Annotated in this window: 16 protein-coding genes; 6 read left to right on the forward strand and 10 right to left on the reverse strand. The window is 65.8% G+C overall.

Annotated elements, in window-relative coordinates:
* Positions 1–16: 16 nt before the first annotated feature.
* Both copD and copC read right to left on the reverse strand, forming a co-directional pair.
* Positions 17–898, reverse strand: a complete 882-nt coding sequence (copD, locus tag K3M67_RS19065; RefSeq protein WP_285833023.1) for a copper homeostasis membrane protein CopD — start codon at positions 896–898, stop codon at positions 17–19.
* A gap of 6 nt (positions 899–904) precedes the next feature.
* Positions 905–1,279: a copper homeostasis periplasmic binding protein CopC gene (gene copC, locus K3M67_RS19070; RefSeq protein ID WP_066855138.1), complete on the reverse strand. Its 375-nt coding sequence runs from the start codon at positions 1,277–1,279 to the stop codon at positions 905–907.
* Between the two features lie 149 nt (positions 1,280–1,428).
* On the opposite strand from copC, the gene K3M67_RS19075 reads away from it, so the two are divergent.
* The 5 genes from K3M67_RS19075 to K3M67_RS19095 are packed head-to-tail and all read left to right on the forward strand — an operon-like array spanning position 1,429 to position 5,402.
* Complete coding sequence (locus tag K3M67_RS19075; protein WP_066855140.1) at positions 1,429–1,689, forward strand: hypothetical protein; 261 nt, start codon at positions 1,429–1,431, stop codon at positions 1,687–1,689.
* 7 nt (positions 1,690–1,696) lie between these two features.
* The gene (locus tag K3M67_RS19080; protein WP_285833024.1) at positions 1,697–2,134 is read left to right on the forward strand and encodes a periplasmic heavy metal sensor; all 438 of its coding nucleotides are present in this window, start codon (positions 1,697–1,699) and stop codon (positions 2,132–2,134) included.
* Complete coding sequence (locus tag K3M67_RS19085; protein WP_066855143.1) at positions 2,131–2,688, forward strand: RNA polymerase sigma factor; 558 nt, start codon at positions 2,131–2,133, stop codon at positions 2,686–2,688. Before K3M67_RS19080 ends, K3M67_RS19085 begins: the two co-directional genes overlap by 4 nt.
* 24 nt (positions 2,689–2,712) lie before the next feature.
* Positions 2,713–4,452 carry a copper resistance system multicopper oxidase gene (locus K3M67_RS19090; RefSeq protein WP_285833025.1) on the forward strand — a complete coding sequence of 580 codons (1,740 nt, stop codon included), beginning with the start codon at positions 2,713–2,715 and terminating at the stop codon, positions 4,450–4,452.
* Entirely contained in the window at positions 4,449–5,402 is a 954-nt protein-coding gene (locus K3M67_RS19095) for a copper resistance protein B (RefSeq protein WP_285833026.1), read from the forward strand. Before K3M67_RS19090 ends, K3M67_RS19095 begins: the two co-directional genes overlap by 4 nt.
* Before the next feature lie 70 nt (positions 5,403–5,472).
* Here the strand turns inward: K3M67_RS19095 and K3M67_RS19100 are convergent, their stop codons facing one another.
* From K3M67_RS19100 to K3M67_RS19130, 7 genes are all read right to left on the reverse strand, one after another.
* A complete protein-coding gene (locus tag K3M67_RS19100; RefSeq protein ID WP_285833027.1) occupies positions 5,473–6,690 on the reverse strand; it encodes a calcium-binding protein in 1,218 nt (405 codons plus the stop codon).
* A 124-nt stretch (positions 6,691–6,814) separates the two neighbouring features.
* Positions 6,815–7,960, reverse strand: coding sequence for a M20 aminoacylase family protein (locus K3M67_RS19105; protein ID WP_285833028.1), 1,146 nt, complete (start codon positions 7,958–7,960; stop codon positions 6,815–6,817).
* Positions 7,961–7,976: 16 nt separating this feature from the next.
* Positions 7,977–8,471, reverse strand: a complete 495-nt coding sequence (locus tag K3M67_RS19110; RefSeq protein ID WP_066855158.1) for an Lrp/AsnC family transcriptional regulator — start codon at positions 8,469–8,471, stop codon at positions 7,977–7,979.
* A gap of 20 nt (positions 8,472–8,491) precedes the next feature.
* Positions 8,492–9,904: an aspartate aminotransferase family protein gene (locus tag K3M67_RS19115; RefSeq protein WP_066855161.1), complete on the reverse strand. Its 1,413-nt coding sequence runs from the start codon at positions 9,902–9,904 to the stop codon at positions 8,492–8,494.
* Positions 9,905–10,021: 117 nt separating this feature from the next.
* Positions 10,022–11,098 (reverse strand): tartrate dehydrogenase, encoded by a 1,077-nt coding sequence (locus K3M67_RS19120; protein WP_285833029.1) that lies wholly within the window; start codon positions 11,096–11,098, stop codon positions 10,022–10,024.
* A 120-nt stretch (positions 11,099–11,218) separates the two neighbouring features.
* Entirely contained in the window at positions 11,219–12,682 is a 1,464-nt protein-coding gene (locus K3M67_RS19125; protein ID WP_066855167.1) for an NAD-dependent succinate-semialdehyde dehydrogenase, read from the reverse strand.
* Positions 12,679–13,551 carry a GNAT family N-acetyltransferase gene (locus K3M67_RS19130; protein WP_066855170.1) on the reverse strand — a complete coding sequence of 291 codons (873 nt, stop codon included), beginning with the start codon at positions 13,549–13,551 and terminating at the stop codon, positions 12,679–12,681. The genes K3M67_RS19125 and K3M67_RS19130 overlap by 4 nt, the downstream gene beginning before the upstream one ends.
* A 201-nt stretch (positions 13,552–13,752) precedes the next feature.
* On the opposite strand from K3M67_RS19130, the gene K3M67_RS19135 reads away from it, so the two are divergent.
* On the forward strand, positions 13,753–15,225 hold the full coding sequence (locus K3M67_RS19135; RefSeq protein ID WP_285833030.1) for an aldehyde dehydrogenase family protein: 1,473 nt from the start codon (positions 13,753–13,755) through the stop codon (positions 15,223–15,225).
* A 300-nt stretch (positions 15,226–15,525) separates the two neighbouring features.
* On the opposite strand, the gene K3M67_RS19140 is transcribed toward K3M67_RS19135, so the two are convergent.
* Complete coding sequence (locus tag K3M67_RS19140) at positions 15,526–15,678, reverse strand: hypothetical protein (RefSeq protein ID WP_285833031.1); 153 nt, start codon at positions 15,676–15,678, stop codon at positions 15,526–15,528.
* Positions 15,679–15,744: the final 66 nt, after the last annotated feature.

Below are 15,744 nucleotides of genomic sequence, written 5' to 3' on the forward strand. Positions count from 1 at the left end.
GCTCGAACGGAGCCGATCAAGCCATCGGATCGAGCGTCCCAAGCCAGGCCACAAGGCCGATGATGACGATGGCAGCGCTCGTTTCCACCAGCAGCGACAGCCGCAGATGCGCGACCGCGCGCTGCGGCGCGTCGCTCGCCTCCAGCGCCGGGGTCAATCGCCAGCGATTGGCCCCGGCCAACCCCAGCATCAGCGCGAACAGGGTGAGCTTGGCGCCCAGCAGCCAGCCATAACGGCTCCCCAGCAACGCTGGCAGCTGGGTCACGCCCACGATCATGACCGCGTTGACCGCGCCGCTGACCACCAGTGTCGCGACCACCAGCGTTCCCATCAGCGAAAAGCGCGCCAGCATTGTCGACAGGCGCCGCATTTCGCCGCTCGACGGCCGCAACGCGAGCACCGAATGGAGGAGCACCGCCAGCGCCCCGATCCAGCCGGCCGCCGCCCAGACATGGGCAACGTCAGCGGCCCGATGCAGCGTTCCGGCCAGTTCCTCGGTCGCACCGGCATGGCCGGTCCAGGCCAGGGTCGCCGCCGCCACGGCGGCCGGTATCGACGTCAACCGCTCACCGTGGGGCAGGGCGGTGGCCACCAGCGCGATCAGCAGCGCCGCGCCGCGCACGGCCAGCACCGGACCGACCGGCGTCATCGTCAGCAATATCCACGCGCTCTCCCAGTCCGGGGACGTGATCGGCGTACCGGTCATCGCCGCCGCGCTTGCCAGCAGCCAGAGCACGGACAGTGCCATGCCTCCGGCCGCCAGCAGCACCAGCACGGCTTTCCGCCCGGCCCGATGCTTGCCTGCGCCCATCACCCACCAGAAAAGTGGAAGGCCCATGAGCAGCGCCAGGTCCAGCATCAGCGCGAAGCGCGCGCCGATCAGTGTCCCTTCGGTCATCGGGGCTTACTTCACCTTGAAGCTGTAGCTGCCTTCCATCTTGTGCTGATCGGCGCCGACGATATGCCATTTCAGGTCATAACTGCCGGCGGGCAGGGCGCGGGGAAGGGTGACGGTCATCGTCTTGCCCTCGACGGCGGTCTTGAAGCCCTTGATCGGCATAGGGGCATGATTGGCCATCCCCGGCATCCCGGTCATGGTCAGTTCCACGCCGCTCATCGGGGCCAGGAAGGTTTCGGAAAAGGTCAGCGTCAGCTTGGTCGGCTTGGCGACGGTCGCGTTGGCGGCCGGGCTGGACGACAGAAGCTTGCTGTGCGCGCTTGCAACGCCCGGCAGGGCCAGGGCAAGAGCGGCGGCAACGGTCAGGAAAGTGCGGGTCATCTGGTGTCTCCGTCAGGGTAGCTAGGGGGAATTACGCATGGACTTGCCGCAGCCCTTGCGACATGCACATAATTTTTTCCATCCTTCGCGTCGGTGCGAGGGATAAGGGCATTGCGCGCGTATGCGGTCATGAGGATGGAGATTTTACAATGACCGATCTGGATCAGATGCTGGGCGCGCTGCGGGCGATGCCCACCGACGCGCGGCTCGAGGAGATGGATGCCGCCGTGATGGGCGGCCTGGCTCGCCGGCGCGAACAGACGACCGCGCGTCGTAGCCTGATGCTGGCCGGCCTGCTCGCCATCGGCATCGGCTGGGCGGGCAGTGTCGTCCCTGCCGCTCCGGCGCAGGCATCGCCGCTGCCGATCGGCATGTCGGAATATGCGCCTTCGCGTCTGCTCGGCCAATGAGCGCCAAATGACGATCCGCCGCTATCTGCTCGTCGCCCTGGTTGCCTTCGCCGCCGCGCTGGCGGCGGTGCTGGTCGCGCGCTTCTGGATCGCGCCCGAGCCGCGCGTGGAGAGCGAGGTTCATGCCCTGCTGCACCAGCGCCTCACACTCGACGCGGCGCAGGAACGGCGCATCCATGAACTGGAGGCCGCCTTCGCCCGGCGCCGTGAGGCGCTGGAGGCGGAAATGCGCGCGGACAATCAGCGGCTCGCCGATGCCATCGCTGCCGAACATGGCTATGGCCCCAAGGTCGGAAAAGCGGTCGATCGTTCGCACCATGTGATGGGCCAGCTGCAGAAGGAGACGCTCCAGCACATCTTCGCGATGCGCGCCGTGTTGCGCCCCGATCAGGCGGCGCAGTTCGATGCCGCCGTGGTCAAGGCGCTGACCCAGCCGGCCCGGTGACGCCGCCCGACCTTGACGATCGGGCGCTGGCCGGCCGCGCGCTGACCGGGGACCAGTCCGCATTTGGCGCATTGATGCAGCGCCACCGCGATGCCGTCTGGCGGCTCGCGCGGGGGCATGTCGGCGATGGCGACGAAGCGCTCGACATCACGCAGGAGACGTTCGTCGCCGCCTTCGCCGCGCTCGCCCGCTATGACGGGTCGCGTCCCTTTCGCATATGGATCGCGCGCATCGCCCTCAACAAGTGCCGGGACTGGGCGCGGCGGCGCGCGGTTCGTCGCTTCTTCGCTTTCGCAAAGCCCCTTGATGACGCGCTCGACGTCGCCGACATGGGCGCAACCCCGGAGCAGGCGCTTCACTCGCAGCGCGAACTGGGCCGCATCAATGCCGCCATCGCGATGCTCCCTACCAATCTCAAGGATGTGCTGCTGCTCCGCACCATCGAGCAGATGAGCCAGGCGGAGGCGGCGCAGGTGCTGGGCATTACCGAAAAGGCGGTCGAAACGCGCCTGTATCGCGCCCGCGCGAAACTGACGGAAATTTTGAGGGATTGAAGCTGCACCCGCGTATGAAGGGGCATGAGCAACCTGTCCCTCGATCGTCGCACCTTCTTCAAAGGCGCCGCCGCCCTCACGCTCGCGCAGGCTTTCCCCGCCTGGGCGCGTAGCGGGACGCCCGGCCTGCGACCTGCGCCCGGAGTCCTGTCGGGCGAGACGATCGCGCTGACCGTGGGGGAAAGCCATTTCGGCACCGGCGGGCGGTCCGCCCATGCCGTGACCATCAATGGCACCGTTCCCGCGCCGCTCATTCGCCTGAAGGAAGGCCAGACTGTCCGCCTCGCCGTCACCAACCGGCTCAGGGAGGACACGTCGATCCACTGGCACGGCCTCATCCTTCCCTTCCAGATGGACGGCGTGCCCGGCGTCAGCTTCCCCGGCATCCGTCCGGGCGAAACCTTCACCTATGAATTTGCGATCCGCCAGTCAGGCACCTACTGGTATCACAGTCATTCCGGGATGCAGGAGGCGATGGGCCATTATGGCCCGATCGTCATCGACCCGGCCGGTCCCGATCCGGTGCAGGCGACACGCGAACATGTGATCGTGCTGGCCGACTGGTCGCCGGTCCATCCCCATGTCCTGCTCAAGCGCCTCAAGCAGATGGGCGGCTATTACAACATGCAGCGCCAGACGCTCGCCGGATTGCTCAAGGGCAGGGACATGCCGCTCAAGGATCGGATGGAGTGGGGCGCGATGCGCATGGACCCCACCGATATTTCCGACGTCACCGGCTCCACCTACAGCTTCCTGGTAAATGGCCACGGGACGGCGGAAAACTGGACGGGCCTGTTCACGCCGGGCGAGCGGGTGCGGTTGCGCATCATCAATGCGTCCGCCATGACGAATTTCAACGTGCGCCTGCCCGGACTTTCCATGACCGTGGTCCAGTGCGACGGCCAGCATGTCCAGCCCGTCGAAACCGATGAATTCCAGATCGGCATCGCCGAAACCTATGACGTGGTCGTCCAGCCAACCGAGGCGAAACCCTATGGCCTGGTCGCCGAGGCCATCGACCGATCCGGCCTGGTCCGCGCGACGCTGGCGCCGCAGATCGGCCTGGTCGCGCCGATCCCGGCCCTTCGCCAGCGCCCTCTGCTCACCATGAAGGACATGGGGATGGACATGTCGGGCATGGACATGGGGCAGGGTGGCGTCATTGATTTGAGCCAGCCGGCCAATGACAGCATGGCAGGCCATAGCATGAAGATGCTCGATCCCTCGGTCGCGCCGAACGTGCCGATGGGGCCGGGGGTCGCCACCCTGTCCTCAATGCCGGCTGATCGTACCGCCGACCGGCCGACGGGGCTGGAGGATGTGGAGCACCGCGTCCTCACCTATGCCGATCTGCGCGCGCTGGAGCCGAACGAGGATGTCCGCACGCCCACCCGCACGCTCGACATCCACCTCACCGCCAACATGGAACGCTATATGTGGTCCTTTGACGGCGTGAAGCTGTCGGAGGGGGCAGAGCGCATTCCCTTCCGCCATATGGAAAGGGTGCGCGTGAACCTGATCAACGACACGATGATGCCGCACCCTATTCATATCCATGGCCATTTCTTCCAGCTCGTGACCGGAGAGGATGCGGCCCACAACCCGCGCAAGCATACAGTGAACGTCCTGCCGGGCGGCAGGATCAGCTTTGATCTTACCGCCGACGCGATCGGCGACTGGGCCTTTCACTGTCACATGCTGATGCACATGCACGCCGGGATGATGCGCGTCGTCACGGTTCGTCACGAGGGAGATGCGGCATGAAGCGCCTGACTGCCGCTGTCGCTCTGTTGCTGGCCGGTATCGCCATGCCCGCTCTCGCACAGACCGAACCGCCGATGGATCATGGGCAGATGAACCATGAGCAGATGGACCACAGCGCGCACCAGGCGCCGCCGGCCGAGGAAGCCGCGGCGGGGGACCAGGCTGCCAATCCCCATGCCGGCCATGGCGCGCCCGCGTCGGACGCCACCATTCCACAGGGCGTCGCGCCGCCTGTCGCGACCGACTATGCCGCCGAAGCCTTCTACGCCCCCGAAGTGATGGCCCGCGCCCGCGCCGCCTTGCGCAAGGAAAGCGGCGGCATGATCTTCTCGCAACTGATGGTCGATCGGCTGGAATATCGCGCGCAAAAGGGTGCGGATGGCTATCATTGGGAAGGGGAAGGCTGGATCGGCGGCGACATCAACCGCCTCGCCATCAAGTCGGAAGGGGAGGGCGAAGTCGGCGGGTCGCTCGAAAGCGCCGAGGTGCAGGCGCTTTACAGCCGCGCCATCGACCCCTGGTGGAACCTGGTCGCGGGTGTCCGCCACGATATCCGTCCACAACCCCAGCGCAGCTATGCGACGATCGGCATCGAAGGCCTCGCGCCCTACTGGTTCGAGGTCGAGGCGCAGGCGTTCCTTTCCGACAAGGGGGACGCCCATCTGCGGGTCGAGGGCAGCTACGACCAGCGCCTCACCCAGCGCCTGATCCTGCAACCCGCCGCCGAAGTGAACATCGCCGCGCAGGACGTGCCGGAACTGGGCATCGGATCGGGGATCTCGAACGTCGAACTCGGCTTGCGGCTGCGTTACGAATTCGCGCGTGAATTCGCGCCCTATGTCGGCGTCAACTGGGAACGCAGCTTCGGCGACACCGCCCGCTATGCCCGCGCGGCGGGGGAAGGGGTGTCGGCCACCAGTCTGGTGATGGGCGTGCGCTTCTGGTTCTAGAGCAAAAAACGATGCCACAACTAAAAACGGGAGCGCGCGTCCTGCGTCCGATTTAACCCAGCGCGCTGGATCAAATGAACAGGAAGTCGGCGACGGTGAAGTTCGCCGCCGTCAGCGTGCCGGAGGGGTCGCCGATCTCGATGCCGAAGCGCACGCCGTCGCCCGTCGTCACCCACAGCGCGACATCGCCATCGGCCTGATCCTGCGCGAACACCGTGCCGGGACTACCTGAATTGCTGAACTGCGTCACGCCCAGCTTCTCCAGCACGATTCGGTCGATCCCGTCCTGAAAATCATCGATGCGGTCGCCGCCGTCCAGCGCGCCCGCGCCCTTGAATACGAAGCGGTCGGCCCCTTGGCCGCCCCACAGCCGGTCCGCGCCCAGCTCGCCGAACAGCAAGTCGGCGCCAGCGTCGCCGAACAGTGCGTCGGCATCATTGCCGCCGAACAACTGATCGTCGTCCTCGCCGCCCTGAAGCCGGTCCAGGCCGGACCCGCCGAGCATCACATCTGATCCGCCTTCGCCCGTCAATATGTCGTCATCGGCGCCGCCATTCAGCAGGTCGTTGCCGTCCCCGGCCTCGATCAGGTCGTCGCCCGCGCTGCCCAGAAGCTGGTCGTTGCCCCACTCCGCCGATAGGATGTCGTTCCCGGCGCCTCCGTCGAGCTGATTATGGCCATCGCCGCCATCGACCCGGTCGTTGCCGTCGCCGCCATAGACGCGGTCGTCGCCGGCCTCGCCCTTCAGCGCGTCGTTGCCGCCCTCGCCATGGATGATGTCGTTGCCGTCGCCGCCCGATACTGCCTGATTGGTCAGCAGTCCGGTGGCGGGATTGATCTCGTCGAGAAAGCCATCCGCATCATCGCCGGCGTAGATGGTGTCATTGCCCGCACCCGCATCAAGATAGTCGCGCCCGGCGCCGCCATAGATGGTGTCGTTGCCGATGCCGGCAACGATCATGTCATGGCCCGAGCCGCCATCGACAACATCGTTACCGTCCTTCGCGTCCAGCCGGTCGTTGCCTGAACCGCCTCGCAGCACATCATTGCCCGGGCCGCCATCCAGCCCGTCATTGCCATCGCCGCCATCCAGCAGATCGGCCCCATCCGCCCCCTTCAGGAAGTCGTCGCCGGGCTGACCATAGAGCTTGTCGTCGCCGTCCCCGCCGAAAATCTGGTCATTGCCAAGGCCCGCCGAAATGACGTCGTTCCCGGCGTAGCCCTGGATCAGATCCGCGAGCGTGGAACCGATGAGCGTGTCATTCTTGTTGGTCCCCAATATGTTCATGACGGCCAGCCATTGGAGTGAAGGCGTCGCGCAGACGCCAATAGCGTGACCAGAATGGCTTTCCCGCGCTGGCCGGGCCAGTACGCAGACGGATGGTGTCCGATGGTTCAGTGCCGCGGCACGATCAGTTCAGATGGCGCTCCGCCAGCGCGACATGCAGCCGGACACCCAGTTCCAGCACATCATCGTTGAAATCATAATGCGGATTGTGCAGCGGCGCCGACCCTTCGGGCCTGGCCTGCCCCAGCCAGATATAGGCTCCCTTGCACGCCTGCAGCATGAAGGCGAAATCCTCGGACGTGAAGGCCGGATCGGGCGCCAGTCGCGCCTCGCCCACGGTCGCCGCGGCGGCCAGCGCTTCCTGCGCGGCCTCCGCATCGTTGATCGTCGCGGGATAATAGCGCTGATAGTCGACCGTTGCCGTCAACTCGCCCGCTTGCGCCACGCCCGCCGCAATCTGTCGGATCGATTCCTCGATGCGGTCCTGCACCGCCGGATCGAAGGTGCGGACCGTGCCGCCGATCGTCACCAGTTCGGGGATCACATTATGGGTATGCCCGCCATGGATTTGCGTGATCGACAATACGGCCGATGCTGTCGGCGCGATCCGGCGCGACACGATGGCGTTCAGTTGCTGCACCAGGGATGCCGCAGCCAATATGGCATCGGGCGTATCCTGCGGGATGGCGGCATGGCCGCCGCGCCCCTCCAGCCGGATCTCGAACTTGTCGGCCGCGCCCATGATCGGGCCGGGACGGGTCGCGATCGTGCCGGCGGGCAGGTCGGGCCAGTTGTGCAGGCCGAACACCCGGTCGCAGGGGAAGCGATCGAACAGCCCTTCCTTCACCATCTCGCGCGCGCCGCCCTGGCCTTCCTCGGCGGGCTGGAAGAAGAAATGGACGGTTCCGTCGAAATCGCGGCTGCGGCTCAGATGCTGCGCCGCGCCCAGCAGCATGGCGACATGGCCGTCATGGCCGCACCCATGGAAGGTGCCGGGCGTCTTGCTGGCATAGGGCAGGTTGGTCTGCTCATGGATGGGCAGAGCGTCCATGTCGGCGCGCAGGCCTATACTGCGCGACGACGTGCCGTTCCGCAGAACGCCGACGACGCCGGTCCGCCCGATCCCCTCATGCACCTCCAGCCCGAGCGCGCGCAGCTGCTCGGCGATCCTCGCCGCGGTGCGATGCTCGCAGAAACCAAGCTCGGGATGGGCATGGATGTCGCGGCGAAACGCGACGAGCGGTTCGATCAGGTCGGCAATGTCGGTCATGCTTGGAAACCTAGCCCTATCGCTGTTCGCCGAACAGATGCTGGATCGGATAATGATGCTTGATGAAGGGCGACTTGATCACGACATAGCTGAAATATTTCTCGATGCCGTAGTCGCTCTCCAGCATCCCTTCGATGATCGACTGATAATGCGCCACGCCGCGCGTCACGAATTTCAGCAGATAATCGTAACCGCCGCTCACCAGGTGACATTCGACGATCTCGTCCAGCTTGCGGATGCGCGTTTCGAACCGCGAAAAGTCGCCGGCGCGATGCTCGGTCAGCGTCACCTCGGTAAAAACGGTCAGATATTCGCCCAGCTTGTGCAGGTTGATATGCGCGCCATAGCCGGTGATGTAGCCTGCCTTCTCCAGCCGCTTGACGCGGGTCAGGCAAGGGCTGGGGGACAGGCCCACTGCGTCGGCCAGCTCGACATTGGTGATGCGGCCGGATTGTTGAAGCTGCGTGAGGATCTTGAGGTCGATCCTGTCCAGTCGTGGTCCGCCCAGCATATCCCTGCTCCCCCTTCGTCTTATCCCACCGCCGCGCGAATATCGGCTTCTTCGAGCAGATCGTCCAGCGTCTTGCGGATGCGGGCGAATATCTCGTCCATCTCCGCGTCGGACGCGCAGAGCGCCGGCGCGAGGCCGATGATATTGTCGGCGAAGGCCCGGAAGATGACGCCGTTCTGATAGCCTTTTTCGAACAGCCGGTCGGCGAGTTTCAGCGCGGGATCGAAGCGCGTCTTCCCGCCCTTGTCCGCGACCAGCTCGATCGCGCCCAGCAGCCCGCGGCCCCGCGTGTCGCCGACCATCGCATGGTCGGCAATGCCCGCCAGCCCGGCGTCGAAGCGCGCGGCGACCTTCTGCCCGTTCGCCAATATGCCGCCATCGGTATAGAGGCGCAGCACTTCCAGGCCCACGGCCGCGCTGACGGGATGGCCGGAATAGGTCGCGCCATGGCCGATGGCGAGGTCCGGCGCGGCGCCATTGGCGATGCCCTGATAGATCTTGTCCGACATCAGCAGCGCGCCCATCGGCACATAGCCGGCGGTCAGCCCCTTGGCCAAAGTCATCAGGTCCGGCGTCACGCCCTCGGCCTCGCAGGCGAACATCGGCCCGGTGCGGCCGAAGCCGGTGATGACTTCATCGGTGACGAAGAGAATGTCCAGCTCGGTGCAGGCGTCGCGCATCGCCTTGAGCCAGCCGACCGGCGGCACGATGACGCCGCCCGATCCCTGGATGGGCTCGCAGAAGAAAGCGGCGACATTGTCCGCGCCCAGCTGCGCCACCTTGTCCTTCAACTCCTGCACCGATCGCGCGATGATCGCAGCGTCGTCGCCCTCCAGCTCGCTGCGATAGGGGTAGGGGGAGGCGATATGATGCTGCCAGCGCAGCGGTAGGTCGAAGCCGCGATGGAAATTGGCGAGCGCCGTCAGCCCCGCGCCGGTGCTGCTCGACCCATGATAGCCGCGCTCCAGGGCGATGAACTGCTTCTTCGCCGGCTTGCCGATCGCGTTATGATAGTGCGTGATGTAGCGGATCGCCGAGTCCACCGCGTCCGACCCGCCCAGCGTGAAATAGACATGGTCCAGTCCCTCGGGGCTGAGGTCGACCAGCCGCTGCGCCAGCTTCACCGCCGGCTCGCTGCCGAAATGGAAATAGCCGGTGGCGTAGGGCAGGCGACGCATCTGTTCGGCCGCCACTTCTGCTATGCTGTCCTGGCCATAGCCGACATTGACGCACCACAGGCCGGCAAAGGCGTCCAGCACTTCCTTGCCGTCGATATCCGTCAGCCACATGCCCTTGCCGCTCTGCAACAGCGTCGCTCCGCGCGCCTCATGCCCGCGAAAGGAAGTGACGGGGTGGATCAGGTGATCGCGGTCGATGTCCAGCAGGGACCGGTTGGATTGCAGCGTCATCGGGGGGCTCGCTGTTGTGGTCATGGAGGTCAGCCTATCCTTATGCCGCGGGGCGAAAGCCCGATATGGGGCGAACAGGCATCGTCCCCGGCTTTTATCGCGAACCGGCGCGGCATATTCTGCCGCGCCGGTTCCCCGGCGTCAGGAGAGCGCGTCGGCGATCGCCTTGCCGCACTCTTGCGTGTTGGCCTTGCCCTTGAGGTCGCCGGTGCGCAGCCCCGGTTCGGCCAGCACCGTCTCGACCGCGCGCATGATCGCGGCGGCGGCCTCCGCCTCGCCCAGATGCTCCAGCATCATCGCCGCTGACCAGATCTGGCCGACCGGATTGGCGATGCCCTTGCCCGCTATGTCCGGGGCGGACCCATGGACCGGTTCGAACAGAGAGGGCGCGGTGCGGTCCGGGTTGATATTTCCCGATGGTGCGACGCCGATCGTGCCGGTGCACGCCGGGCCGAGGTCGGAGAGGATGTCGCCGAATAGGTTGGACGCCACCACCACGTCGAAGCGATCCGGGTTCAGCACGAACTGCGCGGTCAAGATGTCGATATGATATTTGTCGTGGGTGACGGTCGGATAGTTTTTCGCCATCTCCTCGACCCGCTCGTCCCACCAGGGCATGGTGATGGCGATGCCGTTGGACTTGGTGGCCGACGTGACATGCTTGCGATCCCGCGTCGCCGCCAGTTCGAAGGCGTAGCGTAGCACCCGGTCGGTGCCGTGCCGCGTCATCACCGTTTCCTGGATCACCACCTCGCGCGGGGTGCCGGGGAACATCTTGCCGCCGACCGAACTATATTCGCCTTCCGTATTCTCGCGCACGACCCAGAAGTCGATGTCGCCCGGCTCGCGCCCGACCAGCGGACAGGGTACGCCGGGCATCAGCCGGACGGGGCGCAGATTGACATATTGGTCATATTCGCGGCGGAACTGGAGCAGCGAACCCCAGAGCGAGACATGATCGGGCACCGTATCGGGCCAGCCCACGGCGCCAAAGAAGATCGCGTCGGGGTTGCCGATCCGCTCCTTCCAGTCGTCCGGCATCATCTGGCCATGGCTGGCATAATAGTCGCAGCAGGCGAAATCCTGCCACGTCTGATCGATGGAAAAGCCGTAAAGGCCCGCCGCGCGCTCCAGCACGCGAATGCCCTCGGGCATGACTTCCTTGCCGATGCCGTCGCCGGGGATGACGGAGATGGAATAGTTGCGCGAGTTCGCCATTAAAATCTCCCGTTCGGGCTGAGCCTGTCGAAGCCCTCTATTTTTTAAGAAGAAATGCGCTTCGATATTCAAACGAGGCAAGCGACTCGTTTGAACAGCGCGAACGGACTAGAAGCAGGTTTACAGCTTCAGCCCTGCAATATGGAACGCCTTGGTCTCCAGATATTCCTCGATCCCCGCATGAGCGCCCTCGCGGCCGAGGCCCGACATCTTGACCCCGCCGAAGGGCGCGACCTCCATCGCGATCGACCCGCTGTTGAGCGCGACCATGCCCGCCTCCAGCCGCTCGGCGACGCGGAAGGCGCGATGGAGATTCTCGGTGTAGAAATAGCTGGCGAGGCCATAGCTGGTCGCATTGGCCAGCTCGATGCCTTCCTCTTCATGGGTGAAGCGGAACAGTGGCGCGACCGGGCCGAACGTCTCTTCCTCTGCCAGCCGCATATCCCGCGTCGCGCCGGTCAGCACCACCGGGGTCGCGAAGCGCGCGCCGCTCGCGCCATCGGGCGCCTGCGCGAAGATCGTGGCGCCATGCGCCAGTGCATCCTCGACATGCGCCTTCACCTTCTCGGCCGCCGCGGCGTTGATGAGCGGGCCGATCGTGCTGCCCGCCATGTCGCCCGGTGCGACCTTCAATGCGCTCACGGCCCTCGCCAGCTTCTGAGCAAAGGCATCATAGACGCCGTCCTGCACCAATATGCGGTTGGCGCAGACGCAGGTCTGGCCTGCATTGCGGAACTTGCTGACCATGGCGCTGGCGACGGCGATGTCCAGGTCGGCATCGTCGAACACGATTAGCGGCGCATTGCCGCCCAGTTCGAAGCTCACCCGCTTGATTGTGTCCGCGCATTGCCGCATCAGCAGCGAACCCACGCGCGTCGATCCGGTGAAGGACAGCTTCCGCACGACCGGACTCGCGGTCAGCGCCCCGCCGATCGCGGCGGGCATACCCGTGACGATGCTGAACACGCCTGCCGGGAAGCCCGCCTCCTCCGCCAGCTTCGCCAGCGCCAGCGCGCTGAAGGGCGTCATTTCGGAGGGCTTGACCACCACCGGGCAGCCCGCGGCAAGGGCCGGGGCGCATTTGCGCGTGATCATCGCCGCCGGGAAATTCCAGGGCGTGATGGCCGCCGACACGCCGACCGGCTCCTTCATGACGAGGATGCGGCGATTGGCCTCGGGCGCGGGAATGATCCCGCCGTCGATCCGCCGCGCTTCCTCGGCAAACCATTTGATGAAGCTTGCCGCATAGCGGATTTCGCCCTCGGCTTCCGCGATCGGCTTGCCCTGCTCGGCGGTCATGATCCGGGCCAGGTCGGCCAGATTGTCCAGCACCAGCGTGTGCCAGCGCTCCAGCAGCGCCGCGCGGTCGCCCGCCGTCCTGGCGCGCCATGCCGGCCATGCCGCTTCGGCCGCGGCAATCGCTGCCTGCGTGTCGGCCTCGCCGCAATCTGGAACGGTCCCGATGATCGCGCCGGTCGCGGGATTGTCGACCGCCACGGTCGCGCCCGACGCAGCCCCGGCCCACTGACCGCCGATGAAGGCCTGCTGGACAAAGAGGGCGGGATTGTTGAGCGAGAGGGTCATCCGAGCGCCTGCGTAGTGAGAGAGAAGGTCATGACCGACGGGTCGGTCGCGGGCAGGGGGCCACGGATCATTCGCATCACCCGACCGACGCAGGGCAGGCCGAGTTCGTCGAGCCAGGCTCCCAGGCCGCTTTCCTCCGGTATGTCGAGCCGGCAAAACATCCCTGCATTGGACCCCAGCCAGTGCGAGATCAGCGCCTTGGCCCCGCCCGTATCCGGCGCGACGGTCGGGCCTACCACATAGCCGCGCCCGAACCGGCGGAATAGCGCAAAGCCCACCGGCTCGTTGCTGCGGGTCAGCACCACGCCCTGAGCGCCGGGCACCAGCGCGTCGAGCAGCGCGTCGCGATTCATGCCGGTCGCTCGCCGGGCCAGACTGTAGAGCGTCGGCATATCCTTGGCGCCCAGCGGCCGCACCCGTTCTTCGGGGATCAATTGCGCCATTGGCACGGCGAATGCCGCGCCCTGATGCTGGAACACCGGGCCGATCGCCTCGAACCCCAGCTTGCGATAGAGCGGCGCACCCTCGTCGGTGGCGTTGAGCAGCACGGTGCGATCGCCCAGATCGTTCAGCACCGCGTCCATCAGCCGGCGGCCGATGCCCATGCCCTGCGCGCGCGGCGACACGATCACCATGCCCAGCGTTGCCGCCTCCGTGCCGTAGAGCCAGGCCATGGCCGTACCGATCACTTCACGCTGATTGTCCGGGCCGTCCCGCTCGGCGACATAGCCGAAGCCCAGGCTCAGCAGCATCTCCCAATCCTCGATGCGGTGCGGCCATTTCTGCTCGCTGGAAAGATCGTGGGCGGCGGCCAGATCCTGCGCGGTCATGCGCCGCAGGTCCACCATCGCCTCTATGCCTGTCGCCATGCGTCTTGCTCCTTGGCGGGAAGGGGGCGCCCGCCGCTTCATCGGAATCAGTGGGCGGACATTAGGAGGCCGCGCCAAGCATTGGCTGCTGCCTTGACATTATTTTTGGAAGATTATCGCGCACATTTTCCAGCGCAACTGCAACAAATGCCGCCACGCGCCTTTATCCTGCCGTGACGCCCGCAAGAGGAGATATGCGCCGTGTCCGGTTTCGACCCCGATCAGATCAGCCTTGCCAGCGCGCATAATTTCATCGGTGGCTGCCGTGTCGCCGGGCGTGGCCCGTCGATCAGCGTTCTGCGCCCGTCCGACGGCCGGGTGCAGGCGGAACTGGACAGCGTGGATGCCGATCAGCTGGGCGAAGCGGTCGAAAATGCGCAGGCCGCCTACAAGTACAGCGGCTGGGCGCAGACCGATCCGCGCGGGCGGATGAAGGTGCTGCGCCGCTGGGCCGACCTGATCGAGGCGGATGCCGCGACCCTCGCGCCGCTCGAAGCGCTCGGCTCGACCCGCACGATCAACGAAATCAACGCCTGGGATGTGAGCTACACCGCCGAAACCATCCGCTTCTTCGCCGAATGGGCGGACAAGGTCGGGGGCGAAGTCGCGGCGACCACGCCCGACAAGCTGGGCCTTACCATCGCCGAACCCTATGGCGTGGTCGCGGCGATCGCCCCGTGGAACCTGCCGCTGGTGATGGCGGGCTGGAAAATCGCGCCGGCCATTGCGGCGGGCAATTCGGTGGTCCTCAAGCCCTCGGAAATGACGCCTTTCAGCATCGTGCGCCTCGCTGAACTGGCGATCGAGGCCGGGCTTCCGGCTGGCATCTTCAACATCGTCCAGGGCGACGGCCGGTCGGTCGGCGATCCGCTGGTGCGCCGTCCCGAAGTCGCAAAGGTTACCTTCACCGGATCGACCGCCACCGGCGCTGCGATCATGACCGCCTGCGCCCAGACCGGGCCAAAGCCGGTGACGCTGGAACTGGGCGGCAAGAGTCCGCAGATCGTCTTTGCCGATGCCGCGGTCGACAAGGCGGCGGCGATCGTCGCCCGCGCCATCACCTTGAACGCGGGCCAAGTCTGCGTCGCCGGATCGCGACTGCTGGTGCAGGACAAGGTGGCCGATCAGGTGATCGATCGCATCCTTGCCGCCTTTGCAGCGCACAAGGCCGGCCCGACCTGGCGCACCGACACGACGCTCGGCCCGATCATTTCCGAAGGCCAGCTGGATCGCATCGACGGCATCGTCAAGCGCGCGATCGGCGATGGCGCGAAGGTGCTGGCGGGCGGCGGGCGCGCCACCGCGCCGCAGGAGGGCAGCTATTTCGCCCCGACCCTGCTCGCCAATGTCGACCAGAGGAGCGAGGCGGTGCAGGGTGAAATCTTCGGGCCGGTGCTGACCGTCCAGACCTTCGCCGACGAAGCGGAAGCCTATGCGCTGGCCAATGACAGCGCCTATGGCCTGGCCGCCGGGGTCCATACCGCAGACGTGGCGCTGGCGCTCCGCGCCACCCGCGCGCTGGAGGCCGGCACGGTGTGGGTGAACCGCTATGGCCGCAGCAACGACTTCATCCTGCCGACCGGCGGCTATAAACAGTCCGGCATCGGCAAGGATCTCGGCCGCGAAGCCTATGTCGCCAATCTCAAGACCAAGACGGCCTTGATCGAATTCTGACGCAACTCAGTTGAAACCATTGCTCATGGCCAACGCGTCCAGATCGCGTGGGCTATGGAATGACACGCACGACCACCACGTCCGTGCCGGAAAACTGATAATGGGCGGCGTAGGAACCATGAACCAATGCCCGAAGCCGCACCGCCAGATCGTCGCGCGAAGGGTCGGACAGGGGGAAAGGCCTGCAAACGCTCCGGCGGTGATTGCAGGGACTGGGCATAGCGCGTCGCGCGCCTTTCCGACCCTTCCATGGCGATGTGAGGCCAGATATCGGCCACAGGTCGACTTCCGCTGTTTCGGTCAGGCGGAGCGGGTATCGGCTAACAGAGCCCTTCCGCGTGCGACAATGGCGCCGGCGTCAAACGGTTTCACCCGACCGGCGGCGATATCGGCCAGCCCCTTGTCGATGTCGTTCCTCAGCGCTTTTATGAACGCTGCCCTTTCGTCGGGCATCGTCACGGTCATTCGTTCGATTGTGGACATGGATGCACGCCTCATAAATCATATTCATTGAGGCGT

Origin of the sequence: Sphingobium sp. V4, assembly GCF_029590555.1 — a bacterium.
Lineage (GTDB): Bacteria > Pseudomonadota > Alphaproteobacteria > Sphingomonadales > Sphingomonadaceae > Sphingobium.

Coding starts and splice junctions, on each gene's coding strand:
- K3M67_RS19110 (WP_066855158.1), bottom strand. CDS start 8,471: ATGCTGGGCGGACCACGACTGGACAGGATCGACCTCAAGATCCTCACG.
- K3M67_RS19115 (WP_066855161.1), bottom strand. CDS start 9,904: ATGACCACAACAGCGAGCCCCCCGATGACGCTGCAATCCAACCGGTCC.
- K3M67_RS19125 (WP_066855167.1), bottom strand. CDS start 12,682: ATGACCCTCTCGCTCAACAATCCCGCCCTCTTTGTCCAGCAGGCCTTC.
- K3M67_RS19100 (WP_285833027.1), bottom strand. CDS start 6,690: ATGAACATATTGGGGACCAACAAGAATGACACGCTCATCGGTTCCACG.
- copD (WP_285833023.1), bottom strand. CDS start 898: ATGACCGAAGGGACACTGATCGGCGCGCGCTTCGCGCTGATGCTGGAC.
- K3M67_RS19140 (WP_285833031.1), bottom strand. CDS start 15,678: ATGCCCGACGAAAGGGCAGCGTTCATAAAAGCGCTGAGGAACGACATC.
- K3M67_RS19105 (WP_285833028.1), bottom strand. CDS start 7,960: ATGACCGACATTGCCGACCTGATCGAACCGCTCGTCGCGTTTCGCCGC.
- K3M67_RS19120 (WP_285833029.1), bottom strand. CDS start 11,098: ATGGCGAACTCGCGCAACTATTCCATCTCCGTCATCCCCGGCGACGGC.
- K3M67_RS19090 (WP_285833025.1), top strand. CDS start 2,713: ATGAGCAACCTGTCCCTCGATCGTCGCACCTTCTTCAAAGGCGCCGCC.
- K3M67_RS19080 (WP_285833024.1), top strand. CDS start 1,697: ATGACGATCCGCCGCTATCTGCTCGTCGCCCTGGTTGCCTTCGCCGCC.
- K3M67_RS19130 (WP_066855170.1), bottom strand. CDS start 13,551: ATGGCGACAGGCATAGAGGCGATGGTGGACCTGCGGCGCATGACCGCG.
- K3M67_RS19095 (WP_285833026.1), top strand. CDS start 4,449: ATGAAGCGCCTGACTGCCGCTGTCGCTCTGTTGCTGGCCGGTATCGCC.
- K3M67_RS19075 (WP_066855140.1), top strand. CDS start 1,429: ATGACCGATCTGGATCAGATGCTGGGCGCGCTGCGGGCGATGCCCACC.
- copC (WP_066855138.1), bottom strand. CDS start 1,279: ATGACCCGCACTTTCCTGACCGTTGCCGCCGCTCTTGCCCTGGCCCTG.